Consider the following 23,191-nt stretch of genomic DNA (forward strand, 5'->3'; position numbering starts at 1 on the left):
CTCATCGTTTAACCGTTAGCGATTTCGCCTAACTGTTTCGAAATGCTCACAAACTTGCTCGATAGCCTTGAGCGTTCTTGGCGTTGGGCGATTTATCCAGTCTGAATTTAATGACCAAATGTAGTTGTTCTTGACTGCAGAAAGCTGCTCACTCCACTGCGCCCAAATATTGCCATTGGCGATAGCATGCTGAGAGGTAAACATCACTTCTGGATTTTGCAAGATGACTTGTTCTTTACCCACTTGCGGGTAAGGCGCTGCGCTGCGCTCAAAGATATTTTCACCACCACAGAATGAAAAGACTTCGCTTGGCCACTTTCCTTGCGCCAAAGTGATAATAGGTTGTTCACTCAGTTGATAGAAGTAACGAACTTTGGACTCAGTATTGTAGCGGCTTTTTAGTTCTACTAATTGATTTCTAAAGCCTTGCGCGTTGTTTTTACCGATATTCGGATCTTCAGCGTATTCGCTTAGCTGTTCAATGTTAGCGGCAATATCTTCAAGTGAATGGGTTTGAGAGTAGTAAATATTGAGGCCAAATTGCTTAAGCTTGTCGAGTTCCCCATTCGGATTACCTGAAAGCCACGCGATAATCAGGTCAGGCTGAAGGGCGATAATACGTTCGATCTTTATCCCTTGATAGTTAGCGACTTTTTCTATTTTTTGCGCTTGTTCTGGGTAATCACTTCGTTCACTGACGGCGACGAGTTTGTCACCAAGCCCTGCGGCAAACGCAAGTTCAGTAGCATGTGGAGCTAAGCTGATAACGCGCTCGGCAGGAACCGAAACAGCAAAGTGAGAAACAAAAGCCGTCAGGAGCAATATAGTGATGCGCATTTAGATTCCTTGATAGATTAAGCCCGTAATAATACTTTGGATGACAATCCAAGCGAACATTCGCCACGCAAGAGTTTTTTGTACCTGAGCAATATGAATGGCTGATGGTGCTATGCGACCACCAAGTTTAGCGCGTACCGCTTTGTGACCATCATAAATCGCCGGGCCACCGAGTGAGAGTTCAAGCTTAGCGCCTACGGAAACCAACAACCACGCGGGTCCGGGAAGAGGCCATGATTTGGCTTGTTGTCGAAGTAGTTGAGCGGTTGCTTGTGCTCTATGACCTAGGGTGATCATGATGGCAAACAGCCTCAGTGGGATAAAGTCTAACACTGCCACCGCACGAATAGCGGGAATACCAAATGGTGAAAAGCGTTGTCTGCTTGGTGACCATGCCCGAGCCAACTCTACACTCATGCGATACATGAAAGCTCCGATACCTCCGCCAATGGCATACCAGAAAAGCACGCCGACGACATTTCGGCCGTAAGACATGATCAGAGTTTCTGCCCCCGCTTTACCTAGCCCTAATATTGATAAAGGCGCGGTCGAGCGATTGATGATCGGTTTGATGAGCATTTTGGCATGCTCTTTATCTTCGCGTGCCATTGCTGCGACAAATTGGGCGGTAAATTTGTCAGTATTACGCCAATCAATCGCGAGCAGCAAAAAGGCCAATTCGAACAACTCTGGTTGCCAAACTAGCGGTTTTAGCGCAATCAAGACAGCGAGCATTGGAAATAGCATTAACAACCAAGCTAGAGTGCCAGAGATGATGCTTTGTGAATAATTGGAATTAACGTTGACTTTGTCCGCTAACTGCTCAGCAAACTTATGCCACAAGATGGCGGGATGCGCCTCACGTGGGAAGGGTAGGATTAGATGAAATAACAACGCGCCCCATAATACGAGGAGCGCGCCATTAGAATAAAATTGATTGAAAATATCTTCCATGATATCGCTTCAGCTTACTTCAGCAGGTCAACCATTTTTATCACCATCTCAGAGGAACTCTTAGCGGCTAGCGGTAGGAACTCATCAAAGCTCATGCCTGCTTCTTTGTCGGCTACGTCAGAGATTGCACGCACAACAACAAATGGGACTTTGAACTGATGACAGGTTTGAGCGATAGCCGAAGCTTCCATTTCAACAGCGATAACTGAAGGGAAGTGTGTGCGAATAAATGTTTGACGCTCTGCGGTGCACACGAACGTATCGCCAGTACAAATAAGCCCGCGAACCGCGTGTTTATCGCCCATTTGTGCCAGTGCTTTTTCAGCTACATCCATCAGTTTTTCATCAGCCAAGAAAGCCGCTGGTTGCTGTGCCATTTGCCCCATTTCGTAGCCAAATGCTGTGACGTCTGCATCGTGGTGACGAACTTCGGTTGAAATAACGACATCACCAAGGTTTAGGCTAGAGTCAAAGCCACCTGCAGAACCTGTGTTAATCACAACATCAGGCTGGTACTCGTCAAGTAGGATAGTCGTCCCAATTGCAGCAGCAACTTTACCTATGCCTGATTGAAGCAGTACTACCTCTACACCATTAAGCTGACCTGCGTAGAAAGTACAACCTGCTTTAGAGACTTCTTGGCAGTTTTCAATAGCTTGCTTAAGAATAGAGACTTCTTGCTCCATTGCACCGATGATGCCGATTTTCATAAGGAATCCTGTTAATTCAAATAGGTAGGTTTGGATAGGCTAAGTGTAACAGAAAAGGGAAGGATGGGAACGGGCTGCGCCCTATGGAACACTTCGTTTCGGGAAAACGGGATCGGGCTTCGCCCTTCGAGAGGTGCGTACTTGGAGGTAGGTAGATGAGACTTTGGTTTAGAAAGTGTTGATAGGAAACTCTCTCGATTCTCGCCTCTCTATTCTAGACTCTCGCTTCCTTTCAAATACCTATTGCTTAACCTGTGTACATCCCCTATAATTCGCGCTCCTCGTGTCGGCTGAATCAGAGATCGGCTGGCACAAATATTAACCTACTCTTATTTAGGAGAGAATTATGTCTCTGAATGCAGAAACTAAAGCAGCAATCGTTGCAGAATACGCTCAAACTGAAGGCGATACTGGTTCACCAGAAGTTCAAGTAGCTCTACTTACAGCTTCTATCAACCACCTACAAGGTCACTTCAAAGCGCACAAAGGCGATCACCACAGCCGTCGTGGTCTTCTACGTATGGTTTCTCGCCGTCGTAAGCTTCTTGACTACCTGAAAGGCAAAAACCTTTCTCGTTACCAAGATCTAATCAAGCGTCTAGGCCTACGTCGCTAATCAGCGGCTGCATAGAACAGTTTGTCGAAAAAGGGGCTTTTAGCCCCTTTTTTGTTGCCTAAATTTAGCCAAACCGAATTTATCCCGCTATACTACGGCGGCTGATATTTATTGGCATTTTCTATTTGCTCATTGCATTACAATTACATCGTATGCAGTTATAGAATTTAGTTTCTAGCTTCTCGTTTGATTCTGGTCGTAAGTGGTCGATTGGGAGCTAAAAACTAAACTCTAGACTGTTTAAACATGTAATGCCTTGGGCTAACTCCAATGCTCTTATTAAATAGGGCTACCCAAAAGGAATAACAATGTTCGAAAAACCAGTTGTTAAAACGTTCCAGTACGGTAACCACACGGTTACTCTAGAAACTGGCGTTATTGCACGTCAAGCTACTGCAGCAGTAATGGTCACTATGGACGATACGTCAGTATTCGTTTCTGTAGTAGGTAAAAAAGAAGCAGTAGAAGGCCAAGACTTCTTCCCTCTAACAGTAAACTACCAAGAGCGTACTTACGCTGCAGGTAAAATCCCTGGTGGTTTCTTCAAGCGTGAAGGTCGTCCTTCTGAAGGCGAAACGCTAACGGCTCGTCTAATCGACCGTCCAATCCGTCCTCTTTTCCCAGATGCATTCAAAAACGAAGTACAGGTTATCGCAACTGTAGTATCTGTGAACCCAGACGTTCAGCCAGATATCGTAACTATGATCGGTACTTCAGCAGCACTTGCTATCTCTGGTATCCCGTTCAACGGTCCTATCGGTGCAGCACGTGTTGGTCACATCGATGGTCAACTAGTTCTTAACCCAAGCAACACTGAGCTAGAAACGTCTAAGCTTGACCTAGTGGTAGCAGGTACTGAAGGCGCTGTTCTTATGGTTGAGTCAGAAGCTGACAACCTAACTGAAGAAGAGATGCTATCTGCGGTAGTTTACGGTCACGATCAACAGCAAGTTGTTATCAACGCGATTAACGAATTCGCGGCTGAAGTAGCGACTCCAGCATGGGATTGGGTTGCTCCAGAAGAGAACACTACGCTTGTAAACAAGATTGCTGAGCTAGCAGAGGCGAAACTTGTAGAAGCTTACCAAATCACTGAAAAGATGGCGCGTTACGACCGTATCCACGCTATTGCTGGTGAAGTAAACGAAGTTCTACTTGCTGAAGATCCTGAAGCAAACACCAAAGAAATTCACACTATCTTCCACGATCTAGAGAAGACAGTGGTACGTCGCAGCATCATCGCGGGTAACCCACGTATCGATGGTCGTGAGAAAGACATGGTTCGTGCACTAGATGTACGTACTGGCGTTCTTCCACGTACTCACGGTTCTTCTCTATTCACACGTGGTGAGACTCAGGCGCTTGTAACTGCAACTCTAGGTACGCAGCGCGATGCTCAAATCATCGACGAGCTAACTGGTGAGCGTAAAGATCACTTCCTACTGCACTACAACTTCCCTCCATACTGTGTGGGCGAAACTGGTTTCGTAGGTTCTCCTAAGCGTCGTGAAATCGGCCACGGTAAACTTGCTAAGCGTGGTATTGCTGCAGTAATGCCATCTGTAGACGAGTTCCCATACACAGTACGTGTAGTATCAGAAATCACTGAATCTAACGGTTCTTCTTCAATGGCTTCTGTATGTGGTACGTCTCTAGCACTTATGGATGCTGGTGTGCCAATCAAATCTTCTGTTGCAGGTATTGCAATGGGTCTTGTGAAAGAAGGCGACGACTTCGTTGTTCTTTCTGACATCCTTGGTGACGAAGACCACCTAGGTGATATGGACTTTAAAGTAGCAGGTACTAACACTGGTATTACTGCACTTCAGATGGATATCAAGATCGAAGGTATCACTAAAGAGATCATGCAAATTGCTCTTAACCAAGCGCAAGGTGCACGTAAGCACATCCTATCTGTAATGGATGAAGCTATTTCTGGTGCTCGTGAAGATATCTCTGAATTCGCTCCTCGCATTCACACAATGAAGATCAGCGCTGAGAAGATCAAAGATGTTATCGGTAAAGGTGGTGCAGTTATCCGTGCTCTAACTGAAGAGACTGGTACAACTATCGAAATCGAAGACGACGGTACAATCAAGATTGCTGCAACTGAAGGTACAGCTGCGAAAGAAGCAATCCGTCGTATCGAAGAGATCACAGCAGAAGTTGAAGTTGGTCGCATCTACACAGGTAAAGTAGCGCGTCTAGCAGACTTCGGTGCATTCGTAACTATCCTGCCAGGTAAAGATGGTCTAGTACACATCTCGCAAATCGCTGACAAGCGTGTTGAGAAAGTGTCTGACTACCTAGCTGAAGGTCAAGAAGTTCAAGTAAAAGTTCTTGAAATTGACCGTCAAGGCCGTGTACGTCTAAGCATGAAAGAAGCAGTTGAAAAGACTGAAGAAGCGGCTACAGAAGAGAAGCCAGCAACTGACGCATAATGCGATTTAAGTGAATAGGCCGGATTTGTGAATTAGCCTATTTTGCTAAAAGCATGTTATAAAGGGAGCACTAGGCTCCCTTTTTTTATGCGGAAGACACTAGGTTGAGGCTTAGCAACAGGAGTATTTATTTGTGAAATGGTTTCAAACCGCAACGCTTAGCCTTGCATTATTAGTGACAGCAGGCTGTGCATCAACATCGAACCACCAAGCTGAGTGGGTGCTGCCTCCAATGGTAGAAGCACTTCAGCCTAGCTTGCAGCAAGAAGTTCAGATCGCACGTTTAAGCCAACTACTTGGCAGAACGGATTTACCTAACGAAACACGCGCTAAAATACTCTACGAACGCGGCAACTACTACGACAGTGTCGGGTTACGCAATCTAGCCAGATTAGATTACGAACAGTCTCTTGCTATCTATCCGGCTCAAGCAGATCTGTTCAACTTGCTTGGTGTTTACTTCACTGAAAAAAGAAACTTCGATGCCGCCTACGATGCTTTTGATTCAGCTTTAGAGCTAGCACCAGACAATAGCTACGCGGCGCGCAACAGAGCGATTGCACTCTATTATGGTGGCCGTTTTGATCTCGCTTTAGAAGAGATGCAGCAGCATTACAATCAAGATTCTAGTGACCCATTCAGTGCATTGTGGCTCTACATTATTAAGTCAGAGATTACACCGGAAATCGCTAGGCAAGAACTTGAGCAGAGCTACCAAAATCGCAACGATAAGTGGGGCTGGATTATGGTCGCGATTACCTTGGGTGAAATTTCTGAAAAGCAAGCATTCAAAGCAATTGTAGAGAGCACACGCGATAAAGTTGTTCTTGCCCAGCACTTAACAGAAGCGTACTTCTATCTAGGTAAGCGCTACCAACAAAGTGACTCAGAGCAGGATATTGCCAAAGCGATTTCGTTCTACCGTCTTGCGATCTCATTCAATGTTTTTGAGTATGTAGAGCATAGATACGCAATATTAGAATTGACTAATATTTATGAAGATCTGCAAGCGCAAGTCATCGCTAGAGCGAAAGCACAGCAGGCGGCAAACCCAACGCAGTAGAGCCATTGACTCTTAGAACAGAAAAGCGCTGAACTCAGCGCTTTTTTATTGCGTATTAGCCAATCTGTCGTTAATATTGTTAGCTTGGCTAACTAAATAAATTTACCCATGAGTTTAGAAACTAGCTTAATAGAATTAGAGCGTTTTTGCTCCAAGGCATGGCGCGTCTATGCGAAAGAAGATCCTTTGTCGCTATTGAGTTTTAATGAGTTCGACTATTTGCGTGTCGTTCAGGCCTATCCTGAAGGGGTCCGAATTACAGATTTAGCTGATGAAATGAAAGTGACCAAGCCTTCTGCTTCAAATATGGTCGTGCGGCTAGAGAAAAAAGGGCTCGTTAAACGAATCATGTGCAATGAAGATGCTCGTTCAAAGAAAGTCGTCTTAACTGAAAACGCGATTAAAGCGATGTCGCTGGAAAAGGTCGTCTATAAAGAAGTTGCAGAAACGATGAACGCAAAGTTATCTGATCAAGAAGCGGCACAGCTAGTTAGCTTATTGAACAAAACATTGTTGTAACACATTTAACTATTTAGTTAGCCTTGCTAACTAGAGCAGAGAAGCATGCAAACATCCATTTATAAACAATTTTGGAAATACACAATCCCAACCGTGGCGGCAATGTTGGTCAACGGTTTGTACCAAGTGGTGGATGGGATCTTTATTGGTCGCTATGTTGCTGCAGATGGCCTTGCCGGCATTAACGTAGCTTGGCCTGTGATTGGTTCAATTCTAGGTATTGGCATGTTGGTGGGTGTCGGGACTGGCGCTTTGGTATCAATCCGTCAAGGTGAGGGAGACAATCAAGGTGCGAAAAAAATACTTGCGACTGGATTGTTACTCCTGCTCGTTTTAGCTCCTATTGTTTCAGGCATATTGTACTTCTTTTCAGAGTACTTCTTACGCTGGCAGGGTGCCGACGGAAAAGTTTATGAACTTGGATTGCAATATCTGGATGTGTTAATCGGCGCTTGTATCTTTACTTTAGGCTCCATTGCGATGCCATTTTTGTTGCGTAATGATGACAACCCAAATTTAGCGACGATTTTGATGGTCATCGGTGCTGTCATTAATATTGCTCTTGATTACCTAATGATTGCCGTGTGGGATTGGGAGCTCGCGGGAGCGGCGTTGGCGACCGCTATTGCTCAGGCTGTGGTGACATTACTCGGTCTCGCCTACTTTTTCTCATCTAGAGCCAACTTAAGGCTTAAGTGGAGTGACGTTCGTTTGAGCTTACCCGTCATTCCACAAATATTTGCCATCGGTACGTCAAGCTTCTTTATGTATGCCTATGGTGCGGTGATGGTCGCGCTGCACAATAACTTGTTCGCCCAATATGGCGATGTGATGATGATTGGAGCCTATGCAATTCTTGGCTATATAGTGACTGTTTATTATCTTACTGTTGAAGGTGTGGCAAACGGTATGCAGCCATTGGTTAGCTATAACCATGGTGCGCGAAACAAAGATAACATCCGAGCACTACTTAAAATTGCCATGACAACAGCTATCGTGATTGGTGTTGCTTTTGTCGCAGTGATTAACTTATTTCCTAGAGAATTTGTTTCGGTGTTTAACTCAACCGATGAGAAACTAATAGAGAACACAATATTAGGCTTTAGACTGCATTTATTTGCTCTTTTCTTGGACGGTTTCCTAGTGGTTGCAGGGGCTTATTATCAGGCAATTAACAACGGCACTAAGGCGATGTTTGTTAATGTTGGTAATATTTTAGTTCAATTGCCTTTCTTATACTTAATGCCGAAATTGCTTGGTGTCTCGGGAGTTTGGCTTGCTTTCCCACTTTCAAATATTGCACTGAGTGCGGTAGTCATAGTGATTTTGATGAGAGACCTGCGTCGTTATCGGACTCACCAGACGGAACAAGCGATTGCTTAATAGAAAAAGGGCTCTGTTGAGCCCTTTTTGTATCTATGACGTTCGAGACTTAGAGTGTTTTAACTTCCAAACCGGCTAATTGGTGCCAGTAGCCATTACATTGCCTACTGTCTATTTGACTAGGACTGCCACCTTGCTCATTCGCTCGGAATTTATCTACTTGTGAGAAAGTATCAAGACCAAGTGGGCTTAAGCGAACCACGTCGACTAACCCTTGCATACTTGGTAAGTCATTGATGAGGTTGTAACAGTAGCCTGACTGAGTCTGGATACCATTGAGATTAAACACCTCTTGCCCTTCTTGGCTGCTTACCTGAATGCCGGTTGGATATTTGATACAGCAAGTCTCGCAATCATCCTTGGCTTTATTCTCTGCACGGGCAGTGAAGCAGCGTGCCGAGTAGGCTAGGGGAAGATAACCGTGACTGAATACCTCGACTTCAAATTTGCCTTTAATACCGATCTCATCACATTGGTTAAGTACATTACCTAGCCACTCACGAGATAGTTCTACTGGCATGCACCAACGAGTCATGCCTTGTTTTAAGAACAAGTTCAAGGTGTGTGCATTGTAGGTATTAACGGCGGGGCCGACGACGAAAGGCACGTTACGCTCAGAGGCAAGTTGAATCGCAGAGACATCGTTGGCTTCAATGGCGAAGTCACCATTGTCGATGTACTTTTTCATCACGTTGACTTCGCTTGGTGCTTCGAGCAGTGCCATTGTCGACAACACGACTTGTTTACCAGTATTACTGAGTTCCTTCGCTATCTCAAACCAGTGCGCTGGTTTCATTTCACGGCGTTTTGAACAGACACTCTCACCTAGATAGATAATATCTGCCGAGCTGGTTTTCGCTTGCTCATAAAATGCTTCGACATCATGTTTTGGCCAGAAGTAGAGTAGCGGGCCGAGTGCGTATTTCATGTTGTTTTCCATTGTTCTCTCTACAAGTAAAGCTCTACTGCCATTTACGGTGGTATGCGCCAAGTGTGGTTTGCGTCCCTTCTGATACATTAGCGAGTGTTGCATTCCAGCTTGGCTCTACTTGATAGCCTTCTGGGTTCGCCAAGTAACGATCGATTGCGGCTCGCCAAGTGCGGGTCACTTGCTCAACGTAAGCTGGGCTGCGTTGACGGCCTTCGATTTTTACTGACGCTACGTTGGCTGCAAAGAGCTCAGGTAGCATAGATAATGTATTTAAACTGGTTGGTTCTTCCAGGGCGTGATAAGCCTTAGTTTGCTCGTTCAAGTCCGCTGTGAATCGACCTTTACACAAAGTAGGGTAGCCTGCATTTTCACCTTCACTGTAACGATCAATCAGGATGTCATTAAGACGAGATTCTAGGCCATTGTCAGTTTCTTGCCAGCGAACATATTTGGCTGGGGAGCAGGCACCGACGGTATTTGGCGATTCACCTGTCATGTATGACGATAGATAGCAGCGGCCTTCAGACATAATGCACAGGCTACCAAAAGCAAATACTTCTAGCTCAACGTCACTGGCGATGTTGCGTGATAGCTGCTTTACCTGATGAATGGAAAGAACACGTGGCAGCACAACACGCTTTACATTGAAGTTCTGCTTGTAGAAATCAAGGGCGGCGACATTGGTTGCTGAGGCTTGTACTGATAAATGAAGTTCAAGTTGCGGGTATTTTCGTGCGGCATATTCAAGTACGGCAATATCGGCCACGATCAGAGCATCTACACCACTTTGCGCGGCTCGATCGACCGCATCGGTCCAGCGTTCAAACCCATCTGGATGAGCAAAGGTGTTTAGGGCAACATGAATTTTTTTGTTATTGTCGTGAACGTATTGAACGGCCTTTTCGAGTTTCTTACCCGTGAAGTTCAAACCTGCAAAGTGGCGGGCATTGGTGTCATCTTTAAATCCGATGTACACCGCATCAGCACCACAATCAATCGCCGTTTTTAAGGCAGGTAAGTTACCTGCTGGGCATAGGAGTTCCATTGCTCGCACCATGACTGTCTGTTCTAAATTTGCTGAGCATTTTATGAAGAAATATGAACGGCAAATTTGATGTACAGCAGGTTTGCGTGACTTTCTGGCTTAATTACTCAAATAGGGTTAGTTTTTGTGGCGGCGATTTTGCGCAAATAGCTCTTCAACCTCTTGTCTAGGCTGAGGACGGTAGAAATGGAAACCCTGAATAGAGTTACAGTTGAGGTTAGACAGCAGAGTGGCTTGCTGCTGAGTTTCGACACCTTCAGCGACTACAGTGAGATCGAGTGATTTACCAAGATTGATAATGTTCTCGATGACAGTGATTTGTTTAGGAAGCGTATCAATATCAGAGATAAAAGCGCGGTCTATTTTCAGCTCATCGATAGGGAAACGTGCTAAGTAAGATAGCGAAGAGTAGCCTGTGCCGAAGTCATCAATTGACAGCGCAAAGCCGAGCTTCTTAATCGCATTAAGCATTTGCACAGTATGTTCGCTGTCACTCATGACTGCACTTTCTGTCAGTTCGAAAGTGATGCAACTTGGGTCAAGCTCAGTGGTGCGCAGCAGCTTTTCCATATAGTCGATAAGCTTTGGATTACCGAATTGTTCTGGAGACAAGTTGATCGCCACGCGTCCAGGTAAAATGCCCTGCAGCTTCCAGCGCTTAACCGTGCTAAACACATCACGCATTACTACGCGACCTAAGTGCTCAATCAAGCCTGCTCGTTCTGCGACGGGAATGAATGCGCCAGGGCTGATATAGCCTTCGACTGGGTGCTTCCAACGGATCAGGGCTTCTGCGCCGTTGATACTGAAATCGCGAGCATTAACCTTTGGCTGATACCAAACCTCAAGCCCATTTTGCTGCAGCGCTTTTTGTAGTTCGATTTCAAGCCACAAACGCATGCGAGCTTCTTTGTTCATCTGATCATTAAACTTGATCAGACGGTTACGGCCGCGATCTTTTGCTTCGTACATGGCCGTGTCGGCATTTTGCAGCAAAATACGTGCGTCATTACCATCTCCTGGGTAAGCCACACTACCAATCGAACAGGCTAAGCGCTTGCTAAAATGGTGTAGATCAAAGGGCTGGTTAATCAGGGAGATAATTCGTTCCGACAGCATTTCTGCCATGCGATTATTTTCAGGTTCAGGCAAGATAATGCCAAACTCGTCCCCACCTAAGTGTCCTAGCACCGCTTGTTGTGGTAACAAACGCTTCAAGCGAGAAGAGACTTCTTTAATCACCTTGTCACCGATATGATGACCCAGCGAGTCATTGATGTTCTTAAAGTTATCAATGTCGAGGTAAAGCATGATCAAAGGCGTTTCGTTGTGGATCAGTTGCTCTAAGCGTTTGGTAAAGCCAAAACGATTGTATAAACCCGTCAGCGAATCGAGGTGGATATCTTCCTGTTTATTGGTTGCAAGCGCAGTAGGCGCAGCTTCCGCATCATGAATCAGTATCAGTTGCGAATCGCTACCCAGAATCATCGCTGCATCTGCTTGAAGTTGTACTTTACGTTCAAATCCGCAGCGAGGGCTCGTCAAACAGGTCAGTGGCGTTTCCCCAAGCATAGTGGCTAACGATTCTGAAAAAACGGTTTTGGTTTTCTCATCAACAAATAAGCGCGAAAGGCTTTCGCCTAGCACATCTTGAATTGAGTCAAAGCCTAACAAGCGCAGGGCGGCTGGGTTAGCTGACAGAATACAATCGTCTTCTACAAGAAAGATACCTTCAGGTAGAAGCGTCGTGAGCGTGGAAAATTTGCCTTCAGATTCCTCAAGAGAACGAATCAGAATTTGTTTTTCGGAGGTATCAAGAGCGTGGAAAATAACATGCTCTATATTGCCTTCGTTTTCGATAGGAGAGATGTTGAAATGCAGGCTCGTCTCTAGGTCGAGATCGCCCATGGTCATTTCCGCTTCAATGGACTCGCCTTTGAAAGCTCTATCGTAGTATGGCTTTAGATGATCATAGAACTGCTGTCCCATGATCTGGTTATCACACATACCAATCAGTTCAGTCGGAGTTAGCCCTGCGATATCGCAATAGCGGCCATTAACCATTGCATAGTTATGCTGGTTATCCAAAATGGCGAAAAAAAACGGACTATTGGCCGTAATTTTTGTAAACCAGTGCTGTAATTGTTGCGATAGCATCAAGTTTTTCCGACTCTCCAAAGAGCAATTTATCCACTAGTGGAGCGAATGTGAGTGATGTTATAACTATAACTGTCATTGCCTAGAGTTTAAAGAGTTAAGGCTTAGCGCAGATTCTTTGATAAATAACAGGAATCTCTAGTTAAACATACTCTATGATGAGTAATTCTAGCTAACAAAGTAACGGATATCTCGCGTGATTAACAAGATTCGCACTCAACTAGTTCAAAATGCCGCATCAATTTTGCGATCTCCAGTCCACTTCTTGCCTCAAACTGTACAAAAAAGAGCCTTGCTTGAAGGCCTTAAAACTGTTTTTAAAGAAGCACTTGAGGATGGTGACTTTGAATTTCTTGAAGATAAGTGGTTAAAAGTTGAGGTAAAAGATCTGCGTTTGAGTTGGCTGATAAGCTATCAGGATGAGCAAATTGTGGTTGCAGATAAACCAGTACGAGAAGATGTCTTGTTTAGCGGCAATCTTAATGACCTGGTGCTGATTGCTGGACGCAAAGAAGATCCAGACACTTTATTCTTTCAGCGCCGTTTGACCATCGAAGGGGATACCGAACTAGGCCTTGAAGTGAAGAACTTGATGGACAGTGTCGATCTGGAGTCTTTGCCAAAACCTCTTCAAACCTTGTTAAATCAACTAGCCGATTTTGTGCAAAAAGGATTACAATCGCCTGCAACACATAATGAGGTTGTAAATGCTTATTCGAACTGAAGCACCGGCAGACATACTTGCCATAGATCGATTACTTAAATCAACGTTTGAAACTGAAGCGGAAGCTGACTTGGTCATGAAGCTAAGAGAAAACGGACGTCGCACCTTATCTCTTGTTGCCTGCAATGACGAAGGAGAGGTAGTCGGTTACGTACTGTTTAGCCCAGTGACATTAGACGGTAGTGACTATAATTGGCAGGGACTTGCTCCGTTAGCTGTCGATGAAAAGTATCGCCGACAAGGTCTTGCAGCTGACATGGTAAAGGAAGGTTTGGCTTCTTTGCGCGAATTTGGCTACCCAGCCTGTGTTGTGTTGGGCGATCCAGCTTATTATGGCCGTTTTGGTTTTGTGGATAGTGCAAATCAGCAAATGCACTGTCAATGGGAAGTCCCACAAGGGGCATTTCAAGTCCTAGCACTAGAAGAAAGTCAGTTTGACGGACGCTCTGGTTTGATTGAGTACAGTCCTGAATTTTCAGAGCTTTAATTTCAATGCTGTGATTCTAAAGAGATAAAACTGTGGTTTTGTCCTTTTTTTGACCGCTTAGCCCTCAAGGCGTACTTTTTTGAAAAAATCTACTTGTCAGCGTTATCGGCTTTCGCTAGTATTGCTCGGCCTTCGGTAAGGAGGTCGCTAGCCTTGTTCAAAAACATCATTAAAGAGTTTTCGAGCGGCGCTGGCTCAACAATTTGGAACATAGGTGGAAATCATGTTTACAGTTCTACTTGTGATTTACCTGTTGGCAGCGGTTGGTGTAATCGGCCTAGTGCTGATTCAACAAGGTAAAGGCGCAGATATGGGAGCCTCATTCGGTGCAGGCGCATCAAACACAGTGTTTGGCGCAAGCGGCTCAGGTAACTTCCTAACCCGAATGACTGCAATTTTTGCAACAGTATTTTTCATCCTTAGCTTAGTGCTTGGTAATATGTCTACACATAAAACTGAGTCACAATGGGTAGACCCGACTCAAGGTCAGGTTATCCAACAAGCTGACGATGCGAGCGAAATTCCAGCCCCTCAAGGCGACGAAATTCCTCAATAAGCTATTTTCTAGCTGATAAATAGAATTAGCTGCCGAGATGGTGAAATTGGTAGACACGCTAGCATGAGGTGCTAGTGCCTTAGGTGTGAGGGTTCGAGTCCCTCTCTCGGCACCATTGATTTACAAACTTGTAAAACACCTTGGAGAGCGTATAATGCTCGACAAGTCGGACGCGGGGTGGAGCAGCTTGGTAGCTCGTCGGGCTCATAACCCGAAGGTCGTCGGTTCAAATCCGGCCCCCGCAACCAAATCCCTTTTCTTTTCTAGAAAGTGGATTGGGACAAGTTTGCGCAATAGCGATATTGCGAGTTAAGTGGCATCGATATCACTTAACGTATCAGGGTCCAGCAACAAAAAACCCCGACTTTTCGGGGTTTTTTGTTATCTAAATTTTCTCATTGAGAATTTAGAGCTTTGCTTGGAATTTAAATTGGGCTCTGAGCCCTTTTTTTGTTTCTGGAGTGGTTTAAATGACTGGTTTAGAAAGACAACTTACTGAAATGCTTGAAGCTCCTGTAGCGGCATCAGGTTATGAGTTAGTTGGATTAGAATTTGTTCGCGCAGGTGAACACTCAACATTACGTATTTTCATCGATCACGAGAACGGTATTAATGTTGAAGATTGTGCTGAAGTTAGCCGCCAGGTTAGCGCGGTAATGGACGTTGAAGATCCAATCACAGTGGCTTACAACCTTGAAGTGTCTTCACCAGGTTTAGAAAGACCACTATTCAAAGCTGCACACTATGAACAGTTTATTGGTCACGAGGTAAGCATCGTTTTGAAGATGGCTGTAGGCAACCGTCGTAAGTGGAAAGGTGTAATCCACTCTGTCGATGGTGAAACTATCTCAGTTACTGTTGAAGGTAACGAAGAAGAGTTTGCCCTAAGCAACATCTCAAAAGCTAACCTGATCCCTAAATTTTAATTAAAGTCTTAGAGGCTATTTAAAATGAGTAAAGAAATTTTAGCGGTAGTAGAAGCGGTATCGAACGAGAAAGCGGTACCTCGTGAGCGTATCTTTGAAGCCCTAGAAATTGCTCTGGCTACTTCTACTAAGAAGAAGCACGAAATGGAAATTGATGTTCGTGTTGAAATTGACCGTAAAACGGGCGAGTTTGAAACATTCCGCCGCTGGTTGATTGTTGAAGAAGTTGAGAGCCCAACCAAAGAAATCTCTCTAGAAGCAGCGAAATTCGAAAACGAAGAGCTTGAACTAGGTGATTACGTTGAAGACGACATCGAGTCAGTAACGTTTGACCGTATTACGACTCAAACGGCTAAGCAAGTTATCGTACAGAAAGTACGTGAAGCTGAGCGCGCGCAAATCGTAGAGCAGTTCATCGACAACGAAGGTGAATTAGTGACTGGTGTGGTTAAGAAAGTTAACCGCGAAACAGTGGTACTAGACCTAGGTAACAATGCAGAAGCGGTTATCCTACGTGACGACCAACTTCCTCGTGAAAACTTCCGTCCAGGCGACCGTGTTCGTGGCCTACTTTACAAAGTGGCGCCAGAAGCTCGTGGCTTCCAGCTATTCGTGACTCGCTCTAAGCCTGAAATGCTAGCAGAGCTATTCCGTGTAGAAGTACCTGAAATCGCTGAAGAGATCATCGAACTTAAAGGTGCAGCACGCGATCCTGGTTCTCGCGCGAAAATTGCGGTTAAAACTAACGACAAGCGTATTGACCCAGTTGGTGCGTGTGTTGGTATGCGTGGTGCACGTGTACAAGCTGTTTCTGGCGAGCTTGGTGGTGAGCGTATCGATATCGTTCTTTGGGACGATAACCCAGCGCAATTTGTTATCAACGCAATGGCACCTGCTGATGTTGCTTCTATCATCGTTGATGAAGACGCAAACGCAATGGACATCGCTGTTGAAGCAGACAACCTAGCACAAGCTATCGGCCGTAACGGTCAAAACGTACGTCTTGCATCTCAACTAACGGGTTGGGAACTAAACGTAATGACAGTTGAAGATCTTCACAAGAAACACGCTGAAGAGTCTCAAGCTGCAATCGAAAGCTTCATGAAGCACCTAGATATCGAAGAAGACTTTGCTCAACTGCTTGTTGAAGAAGGTTTCTCTACTCTAGAAGAAGTGGCTTACGTACCTGTAAACGAGCTTCTTGAAGTTGACGGTCTAGATGAAGATCTAGTCGAAGAACTACGCAGTCGTGCTAAGAATGCACTAACGACTCTTGCTCTTGCACAAGAAGAATCTTTCGAAGGTGTTGAGCCTGCTGAAGACTTACTTGGCTTAGAAGGTCTAGAGCGTGAGATGGCATTTAAACTGGCAGCTAAAGGTGTTGCAACACTAGAAGACCTTGCTGATCAGGGTATCGATGATATCGAAGGTATTGAAGGTCTAACCGAAGAACGTGCGGGTGAGCTAATTATGGCAGCTCGTAACATTTGTTGGTTCGGCGACGACGAATAATTTTCAGCAAGGAGAAAGCGGATGACACAAATTACTGTTAAGGCACTGAGTGAAGAAATTGGTACACCAGTGGACCGCTTGGTTGAACAACTTGCTGACGCTGGTATGAAGAAAGCGAGTAGTGATCAAGTTACTGATGAAGAAAAGCAGAAACTTTTGACTCACCTTAAGAAAGAGCACGGCGACACTTCAGGTGACGCGGAGCCAACTCGCTTAACGCTACAGCGTAAAACTCGCAGCACACTAAGCGTTAATGCTGGTGGCGGCAAGAGTAAGGATGTTCAAGTAGAAGTGCGTAAGAAGCGCACTTATGTGAAGCGCAGCATTATCGAAGACGACGCGAAACGTGAGGCTGAGGAAGCAGCAAAGCGTGAAGCTGAAGAGCTTGCGAAGCGTGAGGCTGAAGAGCAAGCGAAACGTGAAGCTGCAGAGAAAGCAAAACGCGAGGCCGAAGAGAAAGCGAAGCAAGAAGCGGATGCAAAACGCGACGCTGAAGAAAAGGCTAAACGCGCCCAAGCTGATAAGGCTAATAAAGACATGAATGCAAAAAATGCGGAAGCTAATACGCAAGCGAAGAAAGAAGCTGACGAGCTGAAGCGTCGTCAGGAAGAAGAAGCCCAACGTAAAGCGGAACAAGAAGCGGCTAAGCTTGTTGAAGAAGCTCGTAAACTTGCTGAAGAAAATGAAGCTCGTTGGACTGAAGAAGAGAAGAAGAAGAAAGAGCTTGAAAACTCTGACTACCACGTAACCACTTCTACTTACGCTCGTGAAGCTGAAGATGCAGCAGACCGTAAAGAAGAAGGTGGCCGTCGTAAGAAGAAGAAAAAAGCTTCTAACAACGATGACCAAAATCGTGGCGGTCGTAACCAGCGTGGCGGCAGAAACCGCAACAAAGGTAAGCTAGCTAAACCAACTTCAATGCAGCAAGGTTTCGATAAGACAGCAACGGTTGCTAAAGCTGATGTTGTAATCGGTGAAACTATCGTAGTTTCTGAACTGGCAAGCAAAATGTCAGTGAAGGGCACGGAAGTTATCAAAGTAATGATGAAGATGGGCGCAATGGCGACTATCAACCAGGTTATCGACCAAGAAACAGCGCAGCTTGTTGCTGAAGAAATGGGCCACAAGGTAATCCTGCGTAAAGAGAACGAGCTAGAAGAAGCGGTACTATCAGATCGTGATAACAACGCTGAATCAGTTCCTCGTGCTCCTGTTGTTACTATCATGGGTCACGTTGACCACGGTAAAACGTCTACGCTTGACTACATCCGTAAAGCACACGTTGCGTCGGGTGAAGCAGGTGGTATTACACAGCACATCGGTGCTTACCACGTTGAAACTGACAACGGCATGATCACTTTCCTTGATACTCCTGGACACGCGGCGTTTACTGCAATGCGTGCTCGTGGTGCTCAAGCGACAGATATCGTTGTTCTAGTTGTAGCTGCAGACGATGGTGTAATGCCACAAACAATCGAAGCGATCCAGCACGCGAAAGCGGCAGGTGTTCCTCTGATTGTTGCTGTGAACAAGATCGATAAAGAAGATGCAAACCCAGATAACGTTAAGAACGAGCTAGCTCAGTACGACGTTATTCCTGAAGAGTGGGGCGGTGAGAACATGTTCGTTCACATCTCTGCGAAACAGGGTACCAACATCGACGGTCTTCTAGAAACTATCCTTCTGCAATCTGAAGTTCTTGAACTAACTGCAGTTGAAGAAGGCATGGCGTCTGGTGTGGTTGTTGAATCTCGTCTAGATAAAGGTCGTGGTCCAGTTGCAACTGTACTTGTTCAGTCTGGTACGCTAAACAAAGGCGATATCGTTCTTTGTGGTCAAGAGTACGGCCGTGTTCGTGCAATGCGCGATGAGAACGGTAAAGAAGTAACGACTGCTGGTCCTTCTATCCCAGTAGAGATCCTAGGTCTTTCTGGTGTACCTGCTTCTGGTGATGAAGCAACAGTAGTACGTGATGAGCGTAAAGCGCGTGAAGTAGCGAACTACCGTCAAGGTAAATTCCGTGAAGTGAAACTGGCTCGTCAGCAGAAAGCGAAACTAGAGAACATGTTCTCTAACATGGCTGCTGGTGAAGTTGCTGAACTGAACGTTGTTCTTAAAGCTGACGTACAGGGCTCTGTGGAAGCAATCTCTGACTCACTAATCAAGCTTTCAACTGATGAAGTGAAAGTGAACATCGTAGGTTCTGGTGTTGGTGGTATTACTGAAACTGATGCCGTACTAGCAGCAGCTTCTAACGCTATCATCCTTGGCTTCAACGTACGTGCTGATGCAACAGCTCGCCGTACTGTTGAAAACGAAAACCTAGACCTTCGTTACTACTCAATCATTTACCAATTGATTGATGAAGTGAAACAAGCAATGGGCGGTATGCTTGCTCCAGAATTCAAGCAAGAGATCATTGGTCTTGCTGAAGTTCGTGACGTATTTAAGTCACCGAAACTGGGCGCAATCGCAGGTTGTATGGTTACTGAAGGTATCATCAAGCGTAACAACCCTATCCGCGTACTACGTGATAACGTTGTTATCTACGAAGGTGAACTAGAGTCACTACGTCGCTTTAAAGATGACGTACAAGAAGTTAAGAACGGCTACGAATGTGGTATCGGCGTTAAGAACTACAACGATGTTCGCGTTGGTGACCAAATCGAAGTCTTCGAAATCGTTGAAGTTAAACGTACTCTAGACTAATTGACTAACATTGCTGGCTTACTTATTGATAGATAAGCAGTAATTGGTTGTTGAATACGCCATGGGGGGCTGGAATTTATCCATCCCCCCATTCTTTCTAATAAGAGAAAAGATATGTCAAAAGAATTTAGCCGCACGCAGCGTGTTGCACAGCAGCTGCAAAAAGAACTCGCAATGATCCTTCAACGCGAAGTTCGAGATTCTCGCCTTGGCATGGTGACGATTTCTGATGTGGAAGTGTCACGTGATTTAGCATACGCGAAAGTTTTCGTTACTTTCCTATGTGTTGGTGAGCAAACTCCAGAGTCTTGCCTAGAAGCACTACGTGAGCATGAAGTTCATATCCGTATGATGCTAGGCAAACGCATTCGCCTACGTCTAACACCTGAAGTGCGTTTCCACTACGACAATACACTTGTCGAGGGTATGCGTATGTCAAACCTAGTGTCAGAGGTAGTTAACGAAGATAAGCGTAAACAGCATGACGCTGGCCGTGAAGAAGATCAGGCAGGTGAAGAGTAATGGCTCGTCGTCGTAAAGGTCGTCCAATTAATGGTGTTGTCCTTTTAGACAAGCCAACAGGCATTTCATCTAATGATGCACTGCAGAAAGTAAAACGCATTTACTTTGCAGAGAAAGCAGGTCATACCGGTGCTCTGGATCCCCTAGCGACAGGTATGCTGCCAATCTGTCTTGGTGAAGCAACCAAGTTCTCTCAGTTCTTGTTGGATTCTGATAAACGCTACCGAGTGATCGCCAAGTTAGGTGAGCGCACGGATACCTCGGATTCTGATGGTGAAGTGGTTGAGACTCGTCCGGTAGACGTTTCTCTCGACAAGCTTGAAGCCTGCATTGATAAGTTCCGTGGTGAATCTGATCAAGTGCCTTCAATGTTTTCGGCATTGAAATACCAAGGTAAGCCTTTGTATGAATATGCGCGCAAAGGTATTGAAGTACCGCGTGAATCGCGCAAGATTACCGTGTACGAAATCGTACTACATCGTTTCGAAGGCGATGAAGTCGAGATGGAAGTTCACTGTTCGAAAGGGACTTATATCCGTACAATCGTCGATGATCTTGGCGAGATGCTTGGCTGTGGCGCTCACGTGACGATGCTTCGTCGTACTGGAGTTGCAAAATATCCTTACGAGAAGATGGTAACGCTTGAGCAGCTCAACGAACTGCTAGAGCAAGCTCATCGTGATGAAGTCGCGCCAAAAGAGTTACTTGATCCGCTATTGCTACCGATGGACACTGCCGTAGAAGATTTACCAGAAGTGAATCTAAACGCTGAGTTAACTAACTTGGTTCAACACGGTATGCCAGTACAGGTATTAGGTGCACCAGAAGGAACGCCTCTGCGTATGACTTCAGGTGAAGATAAGCTCTTTATCGGTGTTGCTGAAGTCAATGCTGATGGTAAGGTTGCTCCTAAGCGCTTAGTGGTTTTCCGCGAAGAAGCTGAGTAACAGACTATCGTTACTGAATACATTAAACCGAAGCTCAATGCTTCGGTTTTTTTATACCAGTGTAGAGTAATGTCCGCGTATACATGGCCGCAATAGCAACAAAGTTCATCTCATCCAGTTGTTACCCTGTTGTAAGGTTTACCAAGGCGTCGAAATCTCAAGCCTTGGCAAAGGAGTCTGGATACTAGTGTAAGAGGCTACTTAACCAGCTTAGCCTCAGTCAGTGCTGCTCTCAGTGCGTCAGCGCGTTTACGGTTAACTCCGAAATCAGAGTGACCAGTGCGGGATTCAGAGCGAACAATCAGGCTACTCCCTTCTATTCTTAATTCCAAATCATCGACGAAACGCATGATCTTACTGGTAAATTCTACTCGTAAATAATCAGTGTTTTTTTCTGCAGTTTTGGTTCTTGGTTGTTCTAGTACCACAGCTTCGATCTGATCTAAGGTTACGCCATCATTGAGTTCAAACGGCGCGAGGTTATGCTCTGGTCGAGTATCTTGTGTTGAAACGCAGTTAGGTTTGTCACCGCAAGGTGAAGCTGTGCGATCTGACATATCTTGTACTCCTTGGCTACAAGCGGTTAAACCCAATAGGGTGATTGAAAGGAGAGCGGCGTTCTTCATTTTGAATACCTTGTCTTACTCTAATTGAATTCAATTATATGTTTTAAATAAAAAAAGGATCCAATTAATGGATCCTTTTGTGAGTTGAGTTAAGGCTATATCTCAAGGTAATCAAGTATACCTTCAGCAGCTTTACGCCCTTCATCAATCGCAGTAACAACAAGATCAGATCCGCGAACGGCATCTCCTCCGGCAAAGATCTTTTTGTTGCTCGTCTGGAACATAAACTCTTGATCAGATGGTGCTTTGATACGTCCCCATTGATCGAGTTCTACGCCATATGGTTCAAGCCAACTCATCTGGTGGGGTTGGAATCCAAATGCCATGATAACGGCATCGGCTTCCAATACATGTTCACTGCCTTCTACAGGTTCTGGGCGACGGCGCCCCGCTTCATCTGGTTCACCCAATGCCGTTTTGACCACTTTGACACCGCTGACTTTGCCTGAGCTGTCGACCTCAAGTCCTAGTGGCTGAAGGTTAAACATAAAGTTAACCCCTTCTTCTTTGGCATTTTTTACCTCACGACGAGAGCCCGGCATGTTGGCTTCATCGCGGCGGTAAGCACAAATGACGTTATCGGCACCTTGACGAATCGATGTACGTACACAGTCCATTGCGGTATCACCACCACCAAGGACGACCACTTTTTGTCCTGCCATATCTATAAATGGCTGGTCAGCTTCTAAATTCATTACCTTATAGGTATTTGATACTAAGAAAGGTAGAGCGTCATAGACTCCAGGAGCATCCTCGTTATCTAGACCCGCACGCATATTCTTGTAGGTGCCGACGCCAAGGAAGACTGCGTCATACTCATCGACAAGCTCCTGCATTTGGATGTCTTTCCCTACCTCAATGTTGAGCTTGAACTCGACACCCATTTCGCTAAAGACTCGACGACGATTCTCCATGACCCCTTTTTCCAACTTAAACGATGGAATACCGAAAGTGAGTAGACCGCCGATTTCAGGGTAGCGATCGAAAACAACGGGCTTGACGCCGTTACGAACTAAGATATCTGCCGCAGCAAGGCCCGCTGGTCCTGCGCCGATAATGGCAACCTTCCTATCTGTCCATTCGACTTTGGACATGTCTGGTTTCCAGCCCATCTCAAACGCTTTATCGGTAATGTACTTTTCAATATTACCAATCGTTACCGCACCAAAGTCGTCATTTAGGGTACAAGAGCCTTCACACAGCCTATCTTGAGGACATACTCGACCACACACCTCAGGCAAACTGTTAGTTTGGTGAGAGAGCTCAACGGCTTCTAAGATGCGCCCTTCATTGGCGAGCTTTAGCCATTGAGGGATATAGTTGTGAACCGGACATTTCCATTCACAGTAAGGGTTACCACAATCTAAGCAGCGATCCGCTTGCGCAGTAGCTTGCTGCTTAGTAAAGGGTTCATAAATTTCGACGAACTCAATCTTACGAGTTTTAATCGGCTTTTTCGCAGGATCTACGCGTTGTACGTCGATAAATTGGTATACGTTCTGACTCATGATTCAAACATCCTCCAT

Annotated in this window: 21 protein-coding genes and 2 tRNA genes; 15 read left to right on the forward strand and 8 right to left on the reverse strand. The window is 45.4% G+C overall.

Annotated features, from left to right (window positions below; all coding sequences use genetic code 11):
• Window positions 1–15: 15 nt before the first annotated feature.
• Genes btuF through mtnN form a run of 3 tightly spaced genes read right to left on the reverse strand, consistent with a single transcriptional unit; the run spans window position 16 to window position 2,501 of the window.
• Window positions 16–837: a vitamin B12 ABC transporter substrate-binding protein BtuF gene (btuF, locus tag AC6R00_RS18360; protein ID WP_500641485.1), complete on the reverse strand. Its 822-nt coding sequence runs from the start codon at window positions 835–837 to the stop codon at window positions 16–18.
• Entirely contained in the window at window positions 838–1,791 is a 954-nt protein-coding gene (locus tag AC6R00_RS18365) for a cobalamin biosynthesis family protein (RefSeq protein WP_500641486.1), read from the reverse strand. It lies immediately after the preceding gene.
• Window positions 1,792–1,805: 14 nt separating this feature from the next.
• Entirely contained in the window at window positions 1,806–2,501 is a 696-nt protein-coding gene (gene mtnN / locus AC6R00_RS18370; protein ID WP_500641487.1) for a 5'-methylthioadenosine/S-adenosylhomocysteine nucleosidase, read from the reverse strand.
• 346 nt (window positions 2,502–2,847) lie between these two features.
• Here mtnN and rpsO point away from each other — a divergent pair, with 346 nt between their 5' ends.
• The 5 genes from rpsO (at window position 2,848) to AC6R00_RS18395 (ending at window position 8,523) form a co-directional block, all read left to right on the forward strand.
• A complete protein-coding gene (gene rpsO / locus AC6R00_RS18375; RefSeq protein ID WP_005472830.1) occupies window positions 2,848–3,117 on the forward strand; it encodes a 30S ribosomal protein S15 in 270 nt (89 codons plus the stop codon).
• A gap of 308 nt (window positions 3,118–3,425) precedes the next feature.
• Window positions 3,426–5,558 carry a polyribonucleotide nucleotidyltransferase gene (pnp, locus tag AC6R00_RS18380; protein WP_500641488.1) on the forward strand — a complete coding sequence of 711 codons (2,133 nt, stop codon included), beginning with the start codon at window positions 3,426–3,428 and terminating at the stop codon, window positions 5,556–5,558.
• A gap of 133 nt (window positions 5,559–5,691) precedes the next feature.
• Window positions 5,692–6,621: a lipoprotein NlpI gene (gene nlpI / locus AC6R00_RS18385; protein WP_500641489.1), complete on the forward strand. Its 930-nt coding sequence runs from the start codon at window positions 5,692–5,694 to the stop codon at window positions 6,619–6,621.
• A 108-nt stretch (window positions 6,622–6,729) separates the two neighbouring features.
• The gene (locus AC6R00_RS18390; protein ID WP_500641490.1) at window positions 6,730–7,140 is read left to right on the forward strand and encodes a MarR family winged helix-turn-helix transcriptional regulator; all 411 of its coding nucleotides are present in this window, start codon (window positions 6,730–6,732) and stop codon (window positions 7,138–7,140) included.
• Between the two features lie 45 nt (window positions 7,141–7,185).
• A complete protein-coding gene (locus AC6R00_RS18395) occupies window positions 7,186–8,523 on the forward strand; it encodes an MATE family efflux transporter (RefSeq protein ID WP_500641491.1) in 1,338 nt (445 codons plus the stop codon).
• A gap of 49 nt (window positions 8,524–8,572) precedes the next feature.
• Here AC6R00_RS18395 and AC6R00_RS18400 read toward each other — a convergent pair whose 3' ends face one another.
• The 3 genes from AC6R00_RS18400 to AC6R00_RS18410 all read right to left on the reverse strand — a co-directional run bounded on the left by AC6R00_RS18400 (window position 8,573) and on the right by AC6R00_RS18410 (window position 12,656).
• Window positions 8,573–9,451: a U32 family peptidase gene (locus AC6R00_RS18400; protein ID WP_500641492.1), complete on the reverse strand. Its 879-nt coding sequence runs from the start codon at window positions 9,449–9,451 to the stop codon at window positions 8,573–8,575.
• A gap of 34 nt (window positions 9,452–9,485) precedes the next feature.
• Complete coding sequence (gene ubiU / locus AC6R00_RS18405) at window positions 9,486–10,499, reverse strand: ubiquinone anaerobic biosynthesis protein UbiU (RefSeq protein WP_500641493.1); 1,014 nt, start codon at window positions 10,497–10,499, stop codon at window positions 9,486–9,488.
• Between the two features lie 117 nt (window positions 10,500–10,616).
• A complete protein-coding gene (locus AC6R00_RS18410; RefSeq protein WP_500641494.1) occupies window positions 10,617–12,656 on the reverse strand; it encodes a sensor domain-containing protein in 2,040 nt (679 codons plus the stop codon).
• A 196-nt stretch (window positions 12,657–12,852) separates the two neighbouring features.
• Here AC6R00_RS18410 and ubiT point away from each other — a divergent pair, with 196 nt between their 5' ends.
• The 10 genes from ubiT (at window position 12,853) to truB (ending at window position 21,039) form a co-directional block, all read left to right on the forward strand.
• Complete coding sequence (gene ubiT, locus AC6R00_RS18415) at window positions 12,853–13,380, forward strand: ubiquinone anaerobic biosynthesis accessory factor UbiT (RefSeq protein WP_500641495.1); 528 nt, start codon at window positions 12,853–12,855, stop codon at window positions 13,378–13,380.
• Window positions 13,364–13,867 carry a GNAT family N-acetyltransferase gene (locus AC6R00_RS18420; protein ID WP_500641496.1) on the forward strand — a complete coding sequence of 168 codons (504 nt, stop codon included), beginning with the start codon at window positions 13,364–13,366 and terminating at the stop codon, window positions 13,865–13,867. The genes ubiT and AC6R00_RS18420 overlap by 17 nt, the downstream gene beginning before the upstream one ends.
• 223 nt (window positions 13,868–14,090) lie before the next feature.
• Entirely contained in the window at window positions 14,091–14,423 is a 333-nt protein-coding gene (secG, locus tag AC6R00_RS18425) for a preprotein translocase subunit SecG (protein WP_004415521.1), read from the forward strand.
• A 31-nt stretch (window positions 14,424–14,454) separates the two neighbouring features.
• Window positions 14,455–14,538 (forward strand) — tRNA-Leu (locus tag AC6R00_RS18430).
• A gap of 56 nt (window positions 14,539–14,594) precedes the next feature.
• Window positions 14,595–14,671: transfer RNA gene (locus AC6R00_RS18435), tRNA-Met, on the forward strand.
• A gap of 222 nt (window positions 14,672–14,893) precedes the next feature.
• Window positions 14,894–15,349, forward strand: coding sequence for a ribosome maturation factor RimP (gene rimP / locus AC6R00_RS18440; protein ID WP_004744998.1), 456 nt, complete (start codon window positions 14,894–14,896; stop codon window positions 15,347–15,349).
• A 24-nt stretch (window positions 15,350–15,373) separates the two neighbouring features.
• Window positions 15,374–16,861 carry a transcription termination factor NusA gene (gene nusA / locus AC6R00_RS18445; protein WP_239825146.1) on the forward strand — a complete coding sequence of 496 codons (1,488 nt, stop codon included), beginning with the start codon at window positions 15,374–15,376 and terminating at the stop codon, window positions 16,859–16,861.
• A 21-nt stretch (window positions 16,862–16,882) separates the two neighbouring features.
• Entirely contained in the window at window positions 16,883–19,570 is a 2,688-nt protein-coding gene (gene infB / locus AC6R00_RS18450) for a translation initiation factor IF-2 (protein ID WP_500641497.1), read from the forward strand.
• A gap of 114 nt (window positions 19,571–19,684) precedes the next feature.
• Complete coding sequence (gene rbfA / locus AC6R00_RS18455; protein WP_005472794.1) at window positions 19,685–20,092, forward strand: 30S ribosome-binding factor RbfA; 408 nt, start codon at window positions 19,685–19,687, stop codon at window positions 20,090–20,092.
• Window positions 20,092–21,039, forward strand: a complete 948-nt coding sequence (truB, locus tag AC6R00_RS18460; RefSeq protein ID WP_500641498.1) for a tRNA pseudouridine(55) synthase TruB — start codon at window positions 20,092–20,094, stop codon at window positions 21,037–21,039. The genes rbfA and truB overlap by 1 nt, the downstream gene beginning before the upstream one ends.
• Window positions 21,040–21,236: 197 nt before the next feature.
• On the opposite strand, the gene AC6R00_RS18465 is transcribed toward truB, so the two are convergent.
• Both AC6R00_RS18465 and AC6R00_RS18470 read right to left on the reverse strand, forming a co-directional pair.
• The gene (locus AC6R00_RS18465; protein ID WP_500641499.1) at window positions 21,237–21,665 is read right to left on the reverse strand and encodes a DUF1499 domain-containing protein; all 429 of its coding nucleotides are present in this window, start codon (window positions 21,663–21,665) and stop codon (window positions 21,237–21,239) included.
• Window positions 21,666–21,760: 95 nt separating this feature from the next.
• Entirely contained in the window at window positions 21,761–23,173 is a 1,413-nt protein-coding gene (locus AC6R00_RS18470; protein ID WP_500641500.1) for an FAD-dependent oxidoreductase, read from the reverse strand.
• Between the last annotated feature and the right edge of the window lie 18 nt (window positions 23,174–23,191).

It is taken from the genome of Vibrio sp. R10-SF1-ISO8 (assembly GCF_059833805.1).